Origin of the sequence: Methylobacterium sp. R2-1, from assembly GCF_014191355.1 — a bacterium.
In the GTDB taxonomy this organism is placed as follows: Bacteria; Pseudomonadota; Alphaproteobacteria; order Rhizobiales; family Beijerinckiaceae; genus Methylobacterium.
This window is the reverse complement of sequence record NZ_JACHWM010000021.1, coordinates 65271-84218: the sequence shown is the minus strand read 5'-3', so window position 1 is coordinate 84218 and position 18948 is coordinate 65271. Positions and strand designations below refer to the sequence as shown.

The following is an 18948-nucleotide window of genomic DNA, read 5'->3' as shown; positions in this document are numbered from 1 at the left end:
GATCGTGCCGGTGGCCATGGAAGAGAAGCTGCGCTTCGCCATCCGCGAGGGCGGCCGCACCGTCGGCGCCGGCGTCGTCGCCGCCATCAACGACTGATCTCATTCGAGACCTGGCGCACGGGCTCGGCTCGTGCGCCTGTATCGAGTGAACGAAACGAAGGGCCGGCGCCATGCCGGCCCTTTTTTCGTGCGATCGTCGATCCCGGATTTTCAGATCCTCGCGCCGCCATGCGATGATCGCACCCGCGGAGTCCGACTGACATGCACGACATCGGCGACGACCACACCCACGACCACGCGCCTCACCACCACGAAGAGGCCACGGCCGGGCGCTGGAAACATGACGGCGTGCGGGTGATCCCCGGCGATCGGCTCGACCCCAACACCGCCCAGACGCCGGGCATGTTCCGTCAGGCAGCGGTCAACGCCGCCCGCGTCGGAGCCCAGAAGATCTGGGCCGGCACGGTGGCGATCGAGCCGGATGCCAAGACCGGCGTGCACCACCACGGCGCACTGGAGAGCGTAATCTACATCGTCTCGGGCCGCGCCCGGATGCGCTGGGGCGAGCGCCTTGAATACGTGGCGGAAGCCGGCCCCGGCGACTTCATCTTCGTACCGCCCTACGTTCCGCATCAGGAGATCAACGCCTCGACCGACGAGCCCCTGCACTGCGTGCTGGTGCGCTCCGACAACGAGGCGGTGGTGGTCAACTTGCCCGACGTGGAGGCCGCCGAACGGCCTGAGACCGTCTACTGGGTCGATCCGATCCACAAGCAGCCGTGAAGCGTCACGCACGCACGTCACGAATGAAGCGGGCGATCCGCGCCTGGGCGGCCCGCCCCTCCGGCAGCGGCATGATAGCGAAGACGTGCATCAGGCCCTCCGCCTCCTCGTAGGTGAGCGGCACGCTCTCCCGGCGCGCCCGTTCGGCGAGGCGGCGGGCATCCGTGACCAGGATGTCGTGCGTCCCGCAGAGCATCAGGATCGGCGGCAGGCCAGCGAGGTCGCCGAAGAGCGGGCTGACCCGCGGATCGTCCGTCGGCAGGCGACCCGCGTACCAGCGGCCCGCCGTCCGAACACCGGCCCGCATCAGCATCACGTCCCTGCGCTCGATCTCGGCCTGGGCCGGATCGGAGGTGCTCACATCGAGCCAGGGCGAAAGCAGCACCAATCCCGCCGCGCGGGGCAGTCCTTCGGACGCAGCCTGTATGGCGAGCGAGAGCGCAAGCCCGCCGCCGGCGGAGTCGCCCATCACGAACAGCGCCGACGGATCATGCCGCTCCAGCAGGTCCCGGTAGAGGGTGAGGACGAAGCGGTTCACGCTCAGGCAGTCGTAGCCGGGTGCCAGGGGATAGAACGGCACCACGAAGGTGGCCTCGCACCGCTCGACCATCTCCGCGATGAAGCGCCAGTGATGCACCGAGGCCGGATGGATGTAAGCGCCCCCATGCAGGTAGAGCACAGTCGGTCCGGGTGGGTGCCCGCGGGGTGCGACGGTGTAGATCTCGCAGCCGTCGCGCAGGGACCACGCCACTGTCAGGCGCCGGCGCATGGTGCGGGTGGGCCGCGCCTCCCGGCCGCGCTCGGACACGACCCGCTCGGGATCGAGAGCCGAACTGGCGAAGAATTTCCGGCGGTTCGATAGCCGTAGAAGCGCGGCGAGAGTCTTGGCGGCGAGGCTGGTCTTGGCGGCGAGGCTGGTCATGGCACACGCTCGGGACGGAGACTGGCATCGGGAACCGGCCCTCGGCCGTGGCGAACAAGATGTGTCGGTCGCTCGGTCTCAAAGAGAATGAGGGGGCGCCGGCCTGACCCGCTGCTGCCGTTCCGCGGAAGCGACCAGAGCCGCGGCGAGACTGGCGGCGGCCGCATCCTCGGCGAGTCCCCGCGCGAGGCCGAACGGCGCGCCCAGGCCGCCCCCCCGCGCAAAACGGCCGAGCAGCGTGCCGGCGACGGCGCCCGCGACGCCGGCCAGGGCACCGGCCTCGGGCGAAGCTCGACGCCCAGCAAACATCCAGCCGCCGACGGCGCCGATCACGAGCCGGGCCGCGAAGGAGGGCGGAATGCGCCGATCGGGGGCGAACGGCATCTTGTCTCCGGCCATCTCGGCCAGCGCCGCCGTCGTGGCGACGGTGCGGGCGACGGGACCGGACGGGATCGCAGCGCTTCGGGTCCGCCCGCGCGCGGCGGCCCAGCTCAACGCGGCGCAGGCCGACATCGTGCGGAGTCCCGCCACGAACCCGATCCCGAACGCGCTGCCATACTTTCGCATTGTGCCTGCCCTTGACCGGGTGGAATACCCATCCCGGGGAGCAAGACGGCAGCGACGGCCGGTGTTCCGGTCGACAGCGACGGAATGCGCGGGCGCGGCATCCCAAGCGGACCCTCTCCATCCTCTCCATCCCCTCGCGGGTTGCACTGGGGGCCTCGGACGGTTCGAGCGTTGACAGCGGCAATCATGGATCGCGGCGGTCGGGCCTTCCCGGCTCCCGACCGCGAGCGCGCCGGCCGCTGCGTTCGCCCCATGCGCGTGCGGCCGGCGCGTCTTGGTTCGATGCGGCTCCAGCCGGCGGGAACCGGAGCCTCGACCGAGTGACGGACGCGGATCTCGGGCGGGTGTCACCACCGTACAACACTTCAATCCAGCCTTAGGCGAAGTTGCAACGATAGCTCGCATAAGTTGCAGGCCACAGAAAGCAAGCAGAAGAAGTGTGCGGCGCCCATCACAACCAGAGGACAAGCAACCCTTGGTTTGTTGCACCGAGTTGAGCCGCTCGTTTCGGAATAGGACTTTCAATCGACGATCAGCTTGTTCCCCAGCCTCGAATGCATGCTTCGGTCCTGAGAAGCCTTCTTCTAATTTCTTATCTCGGCGCAGCGGTACAAAAGAGACTTACGACAACCAAACCGCGATTGCCGCAACTCAAAGGCGAGCGAAACGGATTGGTTAGACCGGAGGCGCCGCCGAGAGCATTGCTCTCATACTCAGATCCGGGCGACCAGATTTCAGAATAATACCCGCACTATCCAACGATAAAACTGAGTATAACAAGAAAACTATCGAATGTTTGCAGCTTTTCGCGGCCACGCCGCCGGTTGACAGCTTTGTGTCGCCATGTGCCCATGAGAAAACATCGAGATGGGGCGCGGGAATACGATGCGTTTTGCTAATTTTCTGCTGGCGACGACTGCACTGATACCATGCGGCCTGTCCGAGGCAGCCGCGCAGTGTGCGCCGACGAACCCAACACCGGGCTCGACCGTGAATTGCGGCTCGGGAACCTATAACGGCACCCTCGGCACCATCGGGTTCGTGCATCAGGGCTTGACTGATCGGGTCAACGTGAACGTCGCACCGACGGGAACGACCGATGCCGTCGTCGATGGCGGGATCGAATCCGCCATCATCTTCAGGGACGGTGCGCCGTCGACGATCAATATCGGTACAACCGGCAACACGACCAGTTCTTCGGGACCACTCGGGATCGCAACTGGCAATGTTCTCAATCGGATCATCGATCCGGGCAACAACACCATTCAAGTCCGGAACAATTATACGATCAACGTCTGGGCCAACGGGCGGGTCATCCAGCTCGGGAACGAATCGCGTGCCGAGGCCATCAATGCGCTGGGCACCAACAACACGATCACCAACTACGGCGTGATCGAGAGCGCGAATGGCGGCGGCTCCGCCATCTGGTTCCAGGACGACATCACGGGTGGTGTCAACACCATCGACAACCACGGCACGCTTAGCGTCGGCGTTAACACGGGTCGGAGCGTGATCGGCTCCAGCTCTCAGGAGGCGGGAGCCGGAGACGTCCTCTTCATCAATCAAACCGGTGCGACCGTCTTCGGCGACATCAGCTTCGCGTCCGGGAACGACACCCTCCAGTTCTTTCCCAACTCGACGGTGACCGGCAACATCAACGGCGGCGGCGGCACCAACGCCCTCGAGTTGAACGGCGTCGCGGGCTCGTTCGACACCCTGCCCGGCGCGCTGACCAACTTCACGACGCTGACCAAGCTGGGGGAAGGTCAGTGGAACATCACCGGCACCCTGATCGGCTTCACAGCGGTGACGGTCGAGGACGGCGTTCTAGGACTGACGGGCGACAACACCGGATATACAGGCACGGTGCTCGTCGAGCCCTCAGGCATCCTGGAGGCGCGGGCGCAGAGCCTGCCGACCTCCTCGCCCAACCTCAACAACGTCACCAACAACGGCATCGTGCGCTTCGCGCAGCCCGATAACGGCACCTATGTGGGGCAGATCACCGGATCGGGCTCCGTCGAGAAGACGGGCGCGGGCGTCACGACGCTGGCGCCGGAGGCGGCGATCGGCAACACCTATACGGGCGGGACGACGATCCTGGAGGGCGGGCTCGGCATCGCGAGGGATGCGGCGCTCGGCGACGCGGCCGGCCCGCTGACGATGAACGGCGGCTTCCTGCAACTGAACGCGGATCTCGATCTCGCCCCGACTCGCGCCGTCACGCTCGGGCCGCTGGGCGGCGCGATCGACACGCAGGCCTTCACCTCGACCCTGTCGCAGGGGATGACGGGCCCCGGCGCCTTCACCAAGCTCGGGACGGGCACCCTGCGCTTGGCGGGCGCGAATGCCTATCTCGGCACGACCACCGTCGCGGCCGGCACGCTTCAGGCGCTCGCGAGCGATACCTTCAGCCCCAATTCGTCCCACGTCGTGGAAGCGAGCGGCGTCCTCGATCTGAACGGCTTCAACCAGACGATCCCCGGACTGACGAATGCGGGTCTGGTCAGCACAAACGGCCCGACGGCCAGCACGATCCTGACGGTGGCCGGCCCCTATATCGGGCAGGGCGGCACGCTCCAGCTCAACACCTTTCTGGCCGGCGACAATTCACCGTCCGACCGGCTGGTGATCAATGGGGGAAGCGCCACGGGCTCCACCGGGCTCCGGATCGTCAACACCGGCGGAACCGGCGCGCTGACCGTCAACAACGGTATCCTGGTGGTGGAGGCCGTCAACAGCGGCACGACGAGCACCGGTGCCTTCGCTCTGTCGGCACCGGTCGCGGCCGGCCCCTACAACTACATCCTCGCCCGAGGCGGCAACACCACCGAGGTGGCCGACAACTGGTATCTGCGCAACACCGCTCAGCCGACGCCCACTCCGACACCGACGCCTACTCCCACTCCGACACCGACGCCTACTCCCACGCCGACACCGACGCCCACTCCGACGCCTACTCCCACGCCGACGCCTACTCCCACGCCTACTCCGACGCCTACTCCGACGCCTACGCCTACTCCCACGCCGACGCCTACTCCCACGCCGACGCCTACTCCCACGCCGACGCCTACTCCCACGCCGACGCCTACTCCCACGCCGACGCCTACTCCCACGCCTACTCCCACTCCAACACCAACCCCCACTCCGACGCCTACTCCCACTCCAACACCAACCCCCACTCCGACGCCTACTCCGACCCCTCAACCGGATCCCACACCGCTCTACCGCGCCGAAGTCGCGACCTATAAGGCGCTGCTCGGGACGGAATTCATGGTCGGGCGGGCCATGATCGGCACCTTCCACCAGCGCCGAGGCGACCAGTACCTCCAGCTCGGCCCCGGTGCCGGTACCGGCTTCTGGGGGCGCTTCTTCGGACAGAGCAGTGATCGGCGCTGGAGGGGTGCCGTCGCACCGGAGTTCGACGGCAACATCCTCGGTTTCCAGGCCGGCCTCGACCTGTTCTCCTATGAAGCGTTTTCCGGCTTCGGGAGCCTCGGCGTCTTTGCTGCCTACGGGAAGGGCGACGGCGACGTGCGCGGCTTCGCGGACGCCATTCAGCGCAGTCGCGTCGGCCGTCTCAACCTCGAGAATATCGGCTATGGCGCGACCTGGACCCATGTCGGCCCGACGGGCTGGTATCTCGACAGCCTCGTGATGGGACAGCACCTGTCCGGCACGGCGACGTCGCTGCGCAGCTACGGCATCAAGGCCGACGGCACCGGCTTCGCCCTATCGGTCGAGGGCGGCTACCCGCTTCCCCTCTATCCGGGGGTCGTGATCGAGCCACAGGGACAGTTCATCTGGCAGCGGCTCGATTTCGACGCCCGAAGAGACGCCTACTCCCGGCTGGACTTCGGTTCGCCGGGTCTCGCGACCGGGCGCCTCGGGGTTCGGGTGCAGGGCGCCCTGCTCTCGCAGGAGATCGAGTGGCGGCCCTATCTGCTCGCCAATCTCTGGCACAACTTCCGTGAGGTCAGCACCGTCCGCTTCGAGAACATCCCGATCGCAACGCGGCTCGGCGGCACCTCGATCGAGGTCGGCGGCGGGTTGGTCGCCCGCTTCAATGCCAATGTCGGCTTCTTCGTTCAGGCCAGCTACGCCGAAGGCACCGCGGGATCATACGAGAAGACTGTCCAGGGCGAGATCGGGCTGCGCGTTACGTGGTGACCGCCGGCTGTTGGGAAATGACGGCCCGGCCGATCCGGCCGGGCACGATGCGCAGCCAACGCGATGACAGGGCCTGACAATGGTGGATCCCGACAAGGCCGAGCAGACCGACCGCGCGCCCCGGCACGCTCCCGAACTGCTCTGCTATCCGGAATATGACGGCGCACCGGAGATCATCCCCGGCCGTACCGCGCGCGACTGGATGGAGGCGGCGCCTCAACGCTTCGCCTATCGCTGCACGCCGCTCGCGATCGCGAACGCGACCGGGTGGGAGATCACGCTTCCCTTCAGCTTCTCGGCCACGTGGAACGGCGGCCCGCTCGTCTCCGACGTCTGGACCTTCCTCGAAGGGTGGGACAGCCGTTACCGACAGATCGTCTCGTCGGTGTTCGGCAACGGTGTGCTGACCTTCCATCCCGGATGGCTGTTCCGCACGTCACCCGGATGGGCACTGATCGCGCGCGGGCCTCCCAACAGCCCGAGGGACGGCATCGCCCCGCTCGAAGGGCTCGTCGAAACCGACTGGCTTCCCTTCACCTTCACGATGAACTGGCGCTTCACCCGGCCGGGCACGGTGCGGTTCGGGAAAGGAGAGTGCTTCTGCTTCATCACTCCCGTGCCGCACGAGGCGTACGACACGATCCGCCCGCGGATCAGAAGCCTCGACGACGATCCGGGCCTCAAGGCCGCCTACGACGAGTGGCGCAGCAACCGCTCCGCCTTCCAGGCGCGCGTCGCCGCAGGAGAACCGGACGCGGTCCGGGCCGGATGGCAGAGAGACTACATCGCTGGACGCGGCCCGCCCGGTGGCGCCGGTCCGATCTTCCACCGCACCAAGCGAGCCCTGCCCAAGCCTGCCCGTTAGGCGTCGCGGCCGACGGCATCTCAGATGCCGTCCCGCCATTGTGTCGGAAAACCGACCCTGGCGCCCCAGCGGCCTTCGTCATGCGGATGCCCGGAACATGAGCACGGAGCGCGCGTTCTCTGCGCAATTCCTGAACAGTCACTCGCCAATAGGGCAATCACATGCGCGACCTCAACAAGGCGAACGGCCGTGCTATGCGCAATCAGTGGAAGCGTAGCGGTGAAACGGCATCCGCGATGAGTGGCATTGGACTGGCGAAATCACGGCCCGCCGATACAGCGAGCCACACGTCCCACGGGCAACCGTGCTCGCCTGTCAAACGGACGTCACCGACAAGCGACTTCGAGGGCTTCGGCTCCTTCTCGAGTTGAGCACCCGCATGGGCAACGATCCTCCATCTCGGCAATGAGGGGCGGCGGGGCGAGGAGGCTGCATCCAGGCGCGATGGGGCCGGCAAACCGCCTGCCTCCTGGCCGGCGCAGACGACCAACATCAGGCGTCAGGCGACAGATTCGAGGAAGCACCTTCGATTGGCGATCGCCCGGCCGCTCCTCGTAGGCCGCTGGCTTCTCGGCCAGCGGTCGATTTCTGCGCGATGCCCCCGAGTTGGTGGGCTGCCGGGTTCACCTACCTGCTTTCGAGCCGGCACGAGAGCGCTGTTTCGATGGGGCAGGAGGCGGGTGGCTCCCGATAGATCCGCACTCGGGGCGGCTCATCACCGTTTTCCAGCGCATTACGACGCTCTTCCTCGGCGTAGTCCCAACTCCACTCGTCGGAGTGCTCCCCATCGAGGACGACGCCGGCCCGGCAGCCCCAGCCGTATTTTCGCGCCGCCTGTGCCTGCTCGTAGGTAACCGTGAAGTAGCCGTACTCGTGAAGCTCCAGGTCTCGGCACAGGATCTTACCATCAGGCGTAACGATATCGCCCGGCTTCGCACCCTCCGGCAGTGTCGATGTCATAGCCAGCTCCCACTCGTCGCGCTTCAGCACGATCATACCGATCCATATGGTGCTTGGAACAGGCCGCCGGGAGCGCTGCTGCAAAATAACGTCAGACGAGGCTGACGCAGAAACGCCGTCCGGCGGTCGAGCATGAAGGCAGCGTTTGCTGCACCTGCCGCGCTCGGCAGGCCTCCCTGCGTTCGAATCCCTTACCGTCCATCGAACCGATGGAGTTGCGGCGCGAAGGCATTCAAGCCAATCGGCACACCAACGTCCCGCGGAGTCCGAAAAGGAGAATGCAGAGCAAGACCGACTATGCCTCTCGACGTCTGCCCTCCGGCATGTTTGCTGAGGACACCGGCCAGCACGAGCCGGACAGGGAGCGAACATGCGCAACGGTTGGGTTGTGGTCGGCGCACTTGGCTGCGCCCTCAGCGCTGCGCCGGCGCAGGCGGGCATCACTGGCATCGAGATCGCCAGCGTCGAGCCATTTGCGGACGGCACCGAGTTTGGCGCTGCTGGCAGCTACGAGCGTGTTGTCGGCACGGCTCGCGGGGAGCTTGACCCAGCTGATCCCGCGAATGCCGGCATCGTCGACATCGCCCTGGCGCCCCGCAACGCCCGCGGAATGGTCGAATACAAGACCGACCTTTTCATCCTGCGGCCCAAGGATCCTGCCCGGGGCAGCGGCACGCTCTTGTTCGAGGTGTTGAACCGAGGCCGCAAGTTCCTCTTCAACTGGGTCCTCGATGCGCCGGCTCAAGGCGCACAGGCCGTCAACGATCCAAGAACTGCCGTCGATGCCGGGACCGGGCTCGTCTTGCGTCGAGGATACACCATCGTCTGGTCGGGTTGGGAGGCAGACGCGCTGCGCCAACAGGGCGGCATGGCCATCGACGTGCCGGTTGCCACGCGCGGCGGCAAGCCGATTGTCGAGGTCGTGCGGGATGAGCTCGTCAGCGCGACCCGCGGACCTCCCGAGGCTCCCTTCTACCTGACCTTCAAGATCGCCAGCCAGGACAAGACAGACGCGCGCCTCACCGTTCGACGCCGGGAGACCGATCCACCCCGGCCGGTGCCGCCGGACGCTTGGCACTTTGGTACTCCACGTCAGATCGAGCTCCTGCCGAAGGGCACCAAGCCGTTGCCTGGCTCGCTCTACGAGTTCACATACCAAGCCACCGAGCCGAAGGTGCTCGGGATCGGCTTCGCCGCCACGCGGGATGTAGTCGCCTATCTCCGCGGCGACGCCGGAGGCGCGGCCAACCCGACGGGTGGCGCGATCCGGCATACCCTCGCACTCGGCATCTCGCAGAGCGGGCGCTATCTTCGCGACTTCATCCAGCAGGGCTTCAATCGGGACGAGACCGGCAAACGGGTTTTCGACGGCGTGCTGTCGCACATCGCCGGAGTGGGTGGGGTGTTCCTCAATGCCCGCTTCGGTCAGCCCTCGCGAACCAACACGCAGCACGAAGACCACCTCTACCCGGAGAATACCTTCCCGTTCTCAGCCGCCAGCCAACACGATCCCATCACCGGGCGAAGGGGCAGCATCCTGCGAGAGGACGGATTCGATCCCCTGCTGATCGAAGCGAACACCGGCACGGAGTATTGGCAGAAAGGTGCCTCTCTCCTGACGACCGATCCGGTTGGCCGCACCGATGTGCCGCTGCCTGACACCGCGCGCGCCTATCTGGTCTCAAGCGGCTTCCACTATGGGCGAGCAGGCTTGACCTCGACCAAGGGACCCTGCGCGAACCCGCGCAGCACCCTGAACCCGGCCCCGGCGGTTCGGGCGCTGCTCGTCGCGCTGGAGGAGTGGGTGAAGGACGGCAAGGCACCGCCGGATAGCCGGGTCCCACGTTTGGCCGAGGGTACGTTGGTCGAGGCTTCCGATATCGGTTTTCCGTTCATGGTTGGCACACCCGTTCCAACGGTGCCGAATGCGATTGCACGCTTCACTACCTACGTGGACCCGCGCCCGGAAAGCGGGCCGCAGTATCGCCCACTGGTCCCGCGTGTCGACGCCGACGGCAATGACGTGGCCGGCATCCGACTGCCGGCTGTCGCGGCACCGCGTGCAACCTTCACCGGCTGGAACCTCTATGCCGATCCGTTCCCTGCTGACGCGCTCTGCGATCGGGAAGGCAGTCAGATACCATTCGCGCGCACGCGGGCCGAACGGGCCACAACAGGTGATCCGCGCCTGTCCCTTGAGGAGCGATATCAGGATGCTGACGCCTACGTCGCAGCTGTGACGAAGTCCGTTGATGCACTCGTGTCAGACCGTCTCCTGCTGCGCGAGGACGGTGATCGCATGATTGCTGCGGCTCGACAGGGAGCGCCCTAGCGGACGGCACTCTCCTCAAGTGGATCAGCCTGTTCCGCCGGACGTCGAACCGAAGCTTGGCCTCCGGCTGGCCGCAAGGATCTGACTTGCCACGCCCGGTTCGGTCGCCTCAGCCTCGCTCCCGCCCGCGGCAGTTCGGAACGGTCGCAATGGACCTCGATGACGAAGTCGAAATGCGCACGCCGCGCTCCACCCGGCGGGCGAGCGCGTTGCCGGCCAACCGCGCTCGACCGAATCAGCTCTCATCCTCGCCAACGGCGAGAAAGCTTCAGCATTTGCGTCGCGATGCCGCACGGTCGAGCAATCGATCAATTGATTCCCTCGAATATCATTTCATTGGGCAACGAGTCTCAATAATAGTATTTTTCGGATACAAATCCTCTGGCCTGCATTTCGTCCTTTCCGCAAATTTATCGGTTCATTTATTGTATTGACTCAAACGATGACTGGGTCCAATCCGTATGCCGCGCCTTCGCTCCCAGTGATCGACGCATCAGCTTACCGGGAGGCATGCATGAAGAAAGCATCCACATTCGCCGCAGCATTCGCGCTGGCCGCCGCAGCTTTCACGATCACGATGCTGACAAAGCCACCTGTGACCGAGGCGCGACCGATTGCTTCGATCGATACTTACACATTGACAATCAACGCCGCCCCTCAAGAGGAAGCAGCGTTCGACGCGAACTGAAAAAGCGGTGGCGTTCGGTTGAGAGATCGACCCCGCGCCGATCCTCCTTGGCGCGCCCGGAGCCGAGAGGCTACCGGACGTGTCATGCGATTTAGGCCCTTCCGTCCGGCCGTTTGCGCAGCGAACTTCCCTATCGGAGCGCCGACCGACGCTCTCGGCCGTTTGCGGTCTCCCAGAGATCGTCGAGCGAGCCTGGTTCAATGCCGACGGCCTCGCGCGCTCGGCCATCCCGGGTGGGATCGAGTCAGACGGGGCCCTGAGAGTATGGTCGCTGCTTGATCAAGGCGCTGGCATCGAGGTGCCGAACGACTTCAGTCTTCAACCGACGGCCGGCTCCAGACCCTTTGCGCCCACACCAATAAGACCACCGCGGCGATAACGAACGGCAGGGCGACGATCAGCGCCGCCAGCGTATCATTGCCGATCAGCACAGCCAGTGCATCCCGCAGGGCGATCAACAAGAGGACCAGCGAGGCGCCGGTCAGCAGGAGTGCCCCGCCGAACAGCAGCACGAGCGCTGCGAGTGCATGCAGGTTTCCGCGGATTTCCGTTCGAGCCAGCCGGAGCAGCTTGCTGAGGTGAGCATGGGCCTCTCGGATCGCGGCGAGGATCAGGACGGCCGTGTTGCGGGGATCATCGTCCGATCGACCCTTTCCGACAGCCTGTTCGCTCACGAGTTCATCCCCAGCCCCACTCCAGACCCCTTGCCACTCGCTTGAACGAAAATCACGCCGAAGGCTTCAATGCGGAGTGCACAGCTCAGCGGTTGCCGACTGCCGCGGGGGCAGGGGGCCATCTGCACCAGTTCCAGCGGATGGCCCCGTCTCTGGCGGTTTAACGAGCGGAGACCGCCGCAGCGTCGGCCACAATCTTGCGGCTGGCCGGGGCCACCGCCGTGACATGAGGCGTGGTCGTCAGCTCAGAGGCTGGGCGGACGGACGCGGTGACCCGAGCCTGCTCGCGGAACAGCGGCGGCGTGAGGTGGATGCGCTCGTCGGCCATGGCGGAGTTCGCTACGGTGACAGAAGCGAGAACGGCGAGAGAAAGAAGCTGCATCGTACGCATGGGTCGTCTCCGGTTTGGTCGTCTGCGACGGCGACCGATGAGAGATTGAACCACGGAATTTGTGCGGTGCGATAATCGCTGGGTGCAACGCACCATAATGCCCTGACGGCCAATGCATCTCGATATCATGCAGGCTTCGGAGGCATGGCACACCCCATCTCTCCAGCGAGCCATGCGTCCACTGAATATCAACAAAAAATTCGCGGCCCATCAAAAACTTATTACGACGCGATATATTGCATTCGAACAGTCGCTGGCTCCCTTGAGCGCATTGATTTGCACAAAGTGCATCAGCGATGAGCATGTAGATTATAACTCGGCATCCGTTTCACTTTAGATCGGCACGCGGTGACCGGGGCACCGCCTAGGCCGGCACCGGAAGGCGGTGATCGCGAGCTGACCATCGCGCTCGCATGATCGGTTCGGCTATCGTCCCGGTCATGTGCAATCTCTACGCCCTCACCAAAAGCCAGGACGAGATCCGGCGCCTGTTCAAGGTGGAGACCGACCGGACCGGCAACCTGCCGCCGTTGCCGGGCCTCTTTCCCAATGCGACGGCGCCCATCGTCCATGTCGCAGACGGGCAAAGAACCCTTTCGATGTACCGCTGGGGCATGCCGTCCCCGGTCTTCGCCCTGAAGGGTAGGAAGATCGATCCAGGCGTCACGAACGTGCGCAACACGGCCTCGCCCCACTGGCGGCGCTGGCTCGGTCCGGAGCACCGCTGCCTCGTCCCGCTGACGAGCTTCTCCGAGAACGAGGCACTGCCCGACGGCTCCCACCCGCCCGTGTGGTTCGCGTTCGGCGCGGATCGGCCGCTTGCCTGTTTCGCCGGCATCAAGACGGAGGGCTGGACCTCGGTGCGCAAGATGAAGGAGGGCGAGACGACGGACAATCTCTACGCCTTCCTGACCACCGAGCCGAACGCTGAGGTCGGCGCGGTGCATCCGAAGGCGATGCCCGTGATTCTGACGACGGAAGAGGAGCGGGACGTTTGGCTGCGAGCGCCCTGGTCAGAGGCGTCAGCCTTGCAGCGTCCTCTGCCCGATCAGGCACTGATGGTCGTGGCGCGCGGTGAACGGAAAGACGGCGGCTGAAGCAACGCCGCGTCCGTCTCAGGCGGAGGTGGGGGCGCGGCCTTGTTCGACGATGTCCAGCGCGCGTAGAACCGCCAAGGCCATGGTGTCAGCATCGATGCGCCCCTCGTCCGAGGCCGGCATCACGGCCACGGCCTCGATCGCGTTCCCAGCGGCTGGCCCGACGACGACCTTTAAGACCTGCCCTTCCGGCCCGCGCGTGTCCTCAAGCAGCGCCACGATGTAGCCGGCCGCCGTTCCGTAAACATGGAACGGTTGCTTCTCGTCGCCGGCGTCGATCGCTTCAGACGGCTCGGCTTCGCGGCTGCGGCCGCCGAAGTTCGGTCGGAGGATGTTTGTCATGCCATGAGGCCTACCACGCCCTGCACATGCTGCCGATGCCGCGGACCCGCGCCGCGACGACGGCAGCCGCGACCCGTGCGAGCGGCGCGAACTGTCACCACCGGCCCGGCTTCGGCTGGTAGTCACGGTACGGGAGGCTGGCAGGACGAAGGGTGCCGAAGGCTTTGCGTCATGCGGCCGCTTCGGAGGGACGCGTATCGGAGGTGCGTTCGGAGGGCATCGATGCTGCCGGCTGAGAATGGGGGCCACGGCATAGGGGTGCAGGGCTGCCTGGCCTTGCCGATCGCAGGCACTCGGTTAGGAGTATCTACGTGACGCATGATGCCATTTCCTCAGACGCTTTTCGACCAAGTTATTGCCGGACTGCCCCTCTTCGACGACCTGTCCGAGGAGGCAGTCGATCGTCTCACGGTGAGTGGATTCGGGCGTGGGCTACTGACGGCCGCGATCCGAGCTCGCCTCCGCAAAGCCGGGTTCGCCGACATGGGGGTGCTGGCGCTCGCGACGCCCATCGACCTGATGGCAGTGCGCAAGATCGGCCCGGTGCGTGTCGATGCGATCCGGGTTCACGTGCTCGGCGAGCTTGCCCGGTTCATTCCGGGCGTCCGGGCGGCCCATGACAAGGATGCGACCGACCGGCGCCGCCTTGATCGGCTTCGCGCCCTGCCGGTGGGTTGGCCTCCCCTTGATGGGGCTCTTACCGAGCGGTTCGGCACGGCGGGTCTGACCTGGGCCGATCTCGCCTTGATGCGGCACAAGGAGGCCGCCCAGGTGCTCGGGATCTCTACCGCAGACCTCGACGGGATCGCCTCTGCTCTCGTCCGCACCCTGGTGCCGGACACGCCTCGCGCCATGCCTGCCGCGGCACTTCACGGGGATGATGCCGCACAGGATGCGAGAGCGACACGGGCGTACACCGAGCTGCTGCGGGAGCGAGACCGCGAATGGGATGAGGCCGCGCCTGAGAGAGGTACGAAACAGGCTCGGGCGACGTGAGCTCAAGAAGCCCTCACCGTGCGCCCGAGCCTGACGCTGAGGGTGCATTCCGGATCGGAGTGTAGGGCAGGGCACTCGACCGTAAGGACGGCTCCATGAGGACGCCAACCGCATCGACAGGCAGACGGGCCTGCACCTGGCGGAACGTCGACTCGAAGTTGGAAGAGTATCTACGCATCGCCCGGATCGGCGGAACCTGTACCCCAGTCTTGTCCCCGATACGGCTCGTGAACCTGATGATTTCAGTGGGATAACGACTTAGCAGGACTTGGTGCCCAGGAAAGGACTCCCCGTTTCCACCCCTAAGTCATTGATTTTGCTGCACCCGATCCGGCGGTGGTTGGCCAATTGTGTGTCGGTTTTGAGCCATGGTGTCCATGCCCGAAGGGTGCGTACCCATCCTTCGCTGTTCGGCTTTGGACCGAGTAATGCATAGCTTGGGAGGGCATACCGTCAAGCTTCGAAAGCTGGATTCATCGTGGTTTGATCCGCCCCACAGGATTGGTCCGCCCTCATGTATGGCCTACGGGCCAGTTGGAGTTGACCCGGTTTGTGGTCCTCGGCCTACGCAAGTTCTCAGGCTGTGACAGCTTGATTGGCGAAGGCGAGGGGCGTCAAGCCGCCTAAGGCCGTACGAGGTCGATCTTCGTTGTAGTGGCATCTCCATTTCTCGATGCGCTCACGGGCATCGGTCGGCGACAGGAACCAAGAGGCGTTCAGGCACTCCGTGCATAAGCGGCGGTTGAACGACCCGATATAGGCGTTGCCGGTCGGCTTGCCCGGTCGGGAGAAGTCGATCTCGACCCCGTTCAGGCAGTCGTCCAAGGCATTCTGAAACGGCTTGCCTCACCGTCCGCGCTGATGCCCGTCGTCGCAGAGCGAACGGCTCGTTCAAGGGTTCGCCGAGGCGGCAAGAACGGCCATTCGTCCTTCGGTATCTATGACAACCGCGACCGGCGTGGGGTCTGACCCGCAAGCCTCTGTTGGGATTTGCATCAGGTATCCGATCCGGTGCCCCGAACTCTCGAAGCCGAGACGGGCCGCGAGATCCTTACGTGCACGACGCGGTCGGTCGAGGCGGATCAGGCGGCCAGAGCAGTATAGGGCCAAGAGAAGAGGCCGCTTCGGTTGCGCTGGATCGTAGGCGAAGGCTGTCACGATGTCTTCAATCGGCGATAGGCGCTCAATGCCTTCCAAGGCTCCCTGCACCGAGGCAGGTAGGGCAAGACCGCTGTTGGAGATTGCATCGGTGGCGGCCCTGCGGCTGATCCAGGCATCCGGAGGTAAGGCTGCGAGTGCCGCCCGCGCCCGGCTTTCCCGCCAGTCGTTGCGGGCAGTCTCCACGCTGCCCCACACGGCACAACCGGCAAACAGCACGAGATAGACGGCAAGCCACCGCTTGAGGATGGCGGGCGAGGCCGCATCGATGCGGCGGCGTAGAGCGCGGTAGAGCGCTAGGTCGAGCGGGCCAAGCAGCGCAGCGAACCCCAGCGATGCCGCCACAGCGATTAGTCCATAGGCGAGACCGGTCCACTGGGCAGGCAGCGCCCAGGCGGTGAGAACTAGCACCGGCGCATGGACGAGGTAGAGCACGTAGCTCGCATCACCAAGGGCGAGCGCTGCCCGGGACATGGCGCCTTCGTTCTGGATCTGGCGGCCCCCCGCCGCAGCACCGACGAGAAGTACCGCCGCAATCCCTCCGAGCCCACGCGCGCCATCCTTCTCAACGAGAAAGCAAGCGGCGCACAACGGCAGGACAAGGAGTGCAGCAGCCGGAGGAAGCCGTCTGGCCGCAATCAGCCGGGGTAGGAGCAACCCGCCCGCGAAGGGGACGCAGGCTGTCATGACCGGTAGCAGGTAGAGCGGCGGCAGGTTCGTATCGCGCGACCCCGCGGGCAGCAGTAGAAAGGCTGTAGCGAGCAGACCCAACCATAGGGTGGCTACCGCCGTGATCCGGCGAGCGAGGCCAATGCAGGCCACGAGGAAGAGGCCAACGTAGAAGCTCGTCTCATAGACGAGCGTCCACTCGACGTTGAGCGCGTAGCTGCGCGGACCAACGGGGGCGAGCGACAGTGACACTAGAGAGAGGCCGCCGAAGCTCAGGCTGAGGCCGGCAAACAGTGCTGCGAATAGTGCCACGACTGCGAGGTAGGTTGGAAAGATCCGCGAGATGCGGTGGGACAGGAACACGAAGGGCCGGTCGCGCACGACAAGACCCGCCATCAGGAAGCCGGAGATCGCGAAGAAGATCGAGACGCCCCATAGACCCATCAAATCTTCGAACGTCGGCAGGAGGCGGTCGGCGCCGCGCAAGAGATGCGCGTAGATCGCTGCGTGATGGACGAGCACCATGGCCGCCGCGAGTCCGCGCAAGATCTGGATGTTCGATAGACCTGAGGCTGCGCGGGCGCCGGCAGGAGCAAGCGTAGGCCCAATCTCAGCCTTTGCCTCCAGGACCACCCCCGAGCATACCACCGTTGCGGGGCTCGCGGGTTGAGCGTCGCTGACCGGGGCAAGCCTGGGCAGTATCCTGGCGAGGCGTTTGAGCATGACTTGCATTCCCGATCCGGCGGGGCGCGAGCTCTCCCACACCGGTATCGGTCGCACTCCGTAGCGAAAACTTGGGCGGGTTCGCGACACAGCGCCGCTCGTCCGCCAGGGCGGTATTCCGGCAACACTGAGGCTTTGCCCCTAAGCACAACCGCCATCCAGATCGTGGCAGGCTGAAAATCCGAATGATATCAGCGCCACTTTGGGCTGACCTCGATCTGCAGCGACATCACCATCGTCAACCGCTTTGGGTCAGGAGCTCGCAGTTCGCGCTGTCCAGCCGCGGAACTCGGGCTTGAGCCACGGGCGCCGGTGCGAGCTCTTCACGTTGCGCAGGTTGATGACGGGATCCCCCGTAAGCCTCCGGACCTGGGATATCCCAGCGCCTCATCGGCAGCTCACGGCCCTCCTTTTCGGACAAGACCACAGCGGCCATCGGGTCGGGGAAGATGCCCGGCGTGGGAGGGAGGTTGCCGGCGCTGTCGTGGCTCACATCGAACCAGCGCCGTATCACATCTCGGGGGCGGTTGAGGCTGTAGAGGTTGCACATGGGACCGGCCTAGCGGTCGAAACGTCACGCTTGAAACCCATTGCAGACGCCGCTTTCGATCTGCTGCGGTATCGGCGGTGCTACCGCACCGGCTCATTGACAGATGTTGCAGCCATTGCCTTTTGCGGCGAATTTCGTACCAGCCAAACTCGCGCGAAAGGTGTCTCGCTGTGTCTGCCGAATCCAGTAAGGGGCCCGCATCTTATTTCCCATCTATTGAGAAGAAGTACGGGCGACCTATCAATGAGTGGGAGCAGATTGTCCGTGATCAGCTCCCAGCGAAGCATATGGAATTAGTGGCGATGCTGAAGAACAATCACGGGATGGGTCACGGTCACGCTAACGCTATCGTTGCTCACGTGCTGGCCGCACAGGAGGAATAGCCCCCAACAGCGCTAACGTGCCACTGCGTCTACCAACACCTTGCGAACGCCAGCCTAAGCAGGCCGAAGCGGAGATGGCAGCACAGGGCAGCGGCCAAGCGGAAGACAATCTGAAGGCGCCGACGACAGGTTGTGCCACGCTCGGCTTGGCCAGCCGCCGGCAGGTCCATTTCTAATGACCGCGCTCGCTGCTGCGGCTCATGCCCCTAGCGATGTAATCGCCTGAGTAGGAGTGCTGACCGAACACCAACCAACCGAGCCCGAAGCCGATAGCCCCCGCGACGAACAAGCCCGTCATTGTGGCCGCATCCACATTACCGACTGCTCGCCTGCCCCGGCGGTAGTAACGAGAGCCATACTCCGACGCATTGTCCCAGGCGTCAGACGCTCTGTCAGTCGCATCACGTAAAACCTGTCGCGCCTGCTCCGCTGCCCCGCTGCCACTTGACGAGCCGCCCCGGCCGGATGCTGGTCCGTCATCAGACCTGCCAAGCGGGTCCTGTGAGCGAATGTCTGCCATAGCCGTAGCTCCCTCCTGCTCGTGAGGCCGATGGTGAGCCGCATGTTCGGACGCCGCGCCATCAGCTTGCATCAACGGCAACCCGCCTGCACCCGAGAGGTATCCGGCTGAGAGGGCCACGCGACCAACGCGGATGCGTCGCCAGCAACGCACGACAA

At 65.1% G+C, this 18948-nt stretch carries 15 protein-coding genes and 2 pseudogenes; 9 read left to right on the top strand and 8 right to left on the bottom strand.

The features are described 5' to 3' along the window. Positions 1-97, top strand: a pseudogene (locus FHU13_RS24490) (elongation factor Tu); the annotation flags it as partial. A 164-nt stretch (positions 98-261) separates the two neighbouring features. Next, positions 262-783 (top strand): cupin domain-containing protein, encoded by a 522-nt coding sequence (locus FHU13_RS24485; RefSeq protein WP_183438439.1) that lies wholly within the window; start codon positions 262-264, stop codon positions 781-783. Positions 784-787: 4 nt separating this feature from the next. Here FHU13_RS24485 and FHU13_RS24480 read toward each other — a convergent pair whose 3' ends face one another. Continuing rightward, positions 788-1705 carry an alpha/beta hydrolase gene (locus FHU13_RS24480; RefSeq protein WP_183438438.1) on the bottom strand — a complete coding sequence of 306 codons (918 nt, stop codon included), beginning with the start codon at positions 1703-1705 and terminating at the stop codon, positions 788-790. A gap of 78 nt (positions 1706-1783) precedes the next feature. After that, positions 1784-2272 (bottom strand): hypothetical protein, encoded by a 489-nt coding sequence (locus FHU13_RS24475; RefSeq protein ID WP_183438437.1) that lies wholly within the window; start codon positions 2270-2272, stop codon positions 1784-1786. Positions 2273-3157: 885 nt separating this feature from the next. Here FHU13_RS24475 and FHU13_RS24470 point away from each other — a divergent pair. After that, positions 3158-6442 carry an autotransporter domain-containing protein gene (locus FHU13_RS24470; RefSeq protein WP_183438436.1) on the top strand — a complete coding sequence of 1095 codons (3285 nt, stop codon included), beginning with the start codon at positions 3158-3160 and terminating at the stop codon, positions 6440-6442. A gap of 79 nt (positions 6443-6521) precedes the next feature. Continuing rightward, complete coding sequence (locus tag FHU13_RS27425; RefSeq protein WP_210287829.1) at positions 6522-7307, top strand: DUF6065 family protein; 786 nt, start codon at positions 6522-6524, stop codon at positions 7305-7307. A gap of 627 nt (positions 7308-7934) precedes the next feature. Here FHU13_RS27425 and FHU13_RS24460 read toward each other — a convergent pair. Then, positions 7935-8267: a hypothetical protein gene (locus FHU13_RS24460; RefSeq protein ID WP_183438444.1), complete on the bottom strand. Its 333-nt coding sequence runs from the start codon at positions 8265-8267 to the stop codon at positions 7935-7937. A gap of 370 nt (positions 8268-8637) precedes the next feature. On the opposite strand from FHU13_RS24460, the gene FHU13_RS24455 reads away from it, so the two are divergent. Together FHU13_RS24455 and FHU13_RS24450 are read left to right on the top strand one after the other, a co-directional pair. Continuing rightward, positions 8638-10599, top strand: a complete 1962-nt coding sequence (locus FHU13_RS24455; RefSeq protein ID WP_183438435.1) for an alpha/beta hydrolase domain-containing protein — start codon at positions 8638-8640, stop codon at positions 10597-10599. Positions 10600-11113: 514 nt separating this feature from the next. Further along, positions 11114-11287: a hypothetical protein gene (locus tag FHU13_RS24450; RefSeq protein ID WP_183438434.1), complete on the top strand. Its 174-nt coding sequence runs from the start codon at positions 11114-11116 to the stop codon at positions 11285-11287. A 311-nt stretch (positions 11288-11598) separates the two neighbouring features. Here the strand turns inward: FHU13_RS24450 and FHU13_RS24445 are convergent, their stop codons facing one another. Both FHU13_RS24445 and FHU13_RS24440 read right to left on the bottom strand, forming a co-directional pair. After that, positions 11599-11961 (bottom strand): phage holin family protein, encoded by a 363-nt coding sequence (locus FHU13_RS24445; RefSeq protein ID WP_183438433.1) that lies wholly within the window; start codon positions 11959-11961, stop codon positions 11599-11601. A 160-nt stretch (positions 11962-12121) separates the two neighbouring features. Beyond that, on the bottom strand, positions 12122-12352 hold the full coding sequence (locus FHU13_RS24440; RefSeq protein WP_183438432.1) for a hypothetical protein: 231 nt from the start codon (positions 12350-12352) through the stop codon (positions 12122-12124). Between the two features lie 440 nt (positions 12353-12792). Between FHU13_RS24440 and FHU13_RS24435 the strand changes: the two genes are divergently transcribed. Next, complete coding sequence (locus FHU13_RS24435) at positions 12793-13449, top strand: SOS response-associated peptidase (protein ID WP_183438443.1); 657 nt, start codon at positions 12793-12795, stop codon at positions 13447-13449. Positions 13450-13467: 18 nt separating this feature from the next. Here the strand turns inward: FHU13_RS24435 and FHU13_RS24430 are convergent, their stop codons facing one another. Beyond that, positions 13468-13791: a hypothetical protein gene (locus FHU13_RS24430; RefSeq protein WP_183438431.1), complete on the bottom strand. Its 324-nt coding sequence runs from the start codon at positions 13789-13791 to the stop codon at positions 13468-13470. 318 nt (positions 13792-14109) lie between these two features. Here FHU13_RS24430 and FHU13_RS24425 point away from each other — a divergent pair, with 318 nt between their 5' ends. Further along, entirely contained in the window at positions 14110-14787 is a 678-nt protein-coding gene (locus tag FHU13_RS24425; RefSeq protein ID WP_183438430.1) for a hypothetical protein, read from the top strand. Positions 14788-15363: 576 nt separating this feature from the next. Here FHU13_RS24425 and FHU13_RS24420 read toward each other — a convergent pair. Continuing rightward, a pseudogene (locus tag FHU13_RS24420) lies at positions 15364-15597 on the bottom strand (integrase core domain-containing protein); the annotation flags it as partial. A gap of 81 nt (positions 15598-15678) precedes the next feature. After that, entirely contained in the window at positions 15679-17337 is a 1659-nt protein-coding gene (locus FHU13_RS24415) for an acyltransferase (RefSeq protein ID WP_183438429.1), read from the bottom strand. A gap of 720 nt (positions 17338-18057) precedes the next feature. On the opposite strand from FHU13_RS24415, the gene FHU13_RS24410 reads away from it, so the two are divergent. Then, positions 18058-18270 (top strand): DUF4287 domain-containing protein, encoded by a 213-nt coding sequence (locus FHU13_RS24410; RefSeq protein ID WP_183438428.1) that lies wholly within the window; start codon positions 18058-18060, stop codon positions 18268-18270. The last annotated feature ends 678 nt before the right edge of the window (positions 18271-18948 follow it).

Bases quoted from the DNA above. Each gene is read 5' to 3' on its own strand.
- FHU13_RS24425 (WP_183438430.1), top strand. From the start codon at position 14,110: ATGATGCCATTTCCTCAGACGCTTTTCGACCAAGTTATTGCCGGACTG.
- FHU13_RS27425 (WP_210287829.1), top strand. From the start codon at position 6,522: ATGGTGGATCCCGACAAGGCCGAGCAGACCGACCGCGCGCCCCGGCAC.
- FHU13_RS24485 (WP_183438439.1), top strand. From the start codon at position 262: ATGCACGACATCGGCGACGACCACACCCACGACCACGCGCCTCACCAC.
- FHU13_RS24480 (WP_183438438.1), bottom strand. From the start codon at position 1,705: ATGACCAGCCTCGCCGCCAAGACCAGCCTCGCCGCCAAGACTCTCGCC.
- FHU13_RS24470 (WP_183438436.1), top strand. From the start codon at position 3,158: ATGCGTTTTGCTAATTTTCTGCTGGCGACGACTGCACTGATACCATGC.
- FHU13_RS24415 (WP_183438429.1), bottom strand. From the start codon at position 17,337: ATGCTCAAACGCCTCGCCAGGATACTGCCCAGGCTTGCCCCGGTCAGC.
- FHU13_RS24450 (WP_183438434.1), top strand. From the start codon at position 11,114: ATGAAGAAAGCATCCACATTCGCCGCAGCATTCGCGCTGGCCGCCGCA.
- FHU13_RS24430 (WP_183438431.1), bottom strand. From the start codon at position 13,791: ATGACAAACATCCTCCGACCGAACTTCGGCGGCCGCAGCCGCGAAGCC.
- FHU13_RS24455 (WP_183438435.1), top strand. From the start codon at position 8,638: ATGCGCAACGGTTGGGTTGTGGTCGGCGCACTTGGCTGCGCCCTCAGC.
- FHU13_RS24435 (WP_183438443.1), top strand. From the start codon at position 12,793: ATGTGCAATCTCTACGCCCTCACCAAAAGCCAGGACGAGATCCGGCGC.
- FHU13_RS24460 (WP_183438444.1), bottom strand. From the start codon at position 8,267: ATGACATCGACACTGCCGGAGGGTGCGAAGCCGGGCGATATCGTTACG.
- FHU13_RS24475 (WP_183438437.1), bottom strand. From the start codon at position 2,272: ATGCGAAAGTATGGCAGCGCGTTCGGGATCGGGTTCGTGGCGGGACTC.
- FHU13_RS24440 (WP_183438432.1), bottom strand. From the start codon at position 12,352: ATGCGTACGATGCAGCTTCTTTCTCTCGCCGTTCTCGCTTCTGTCACC.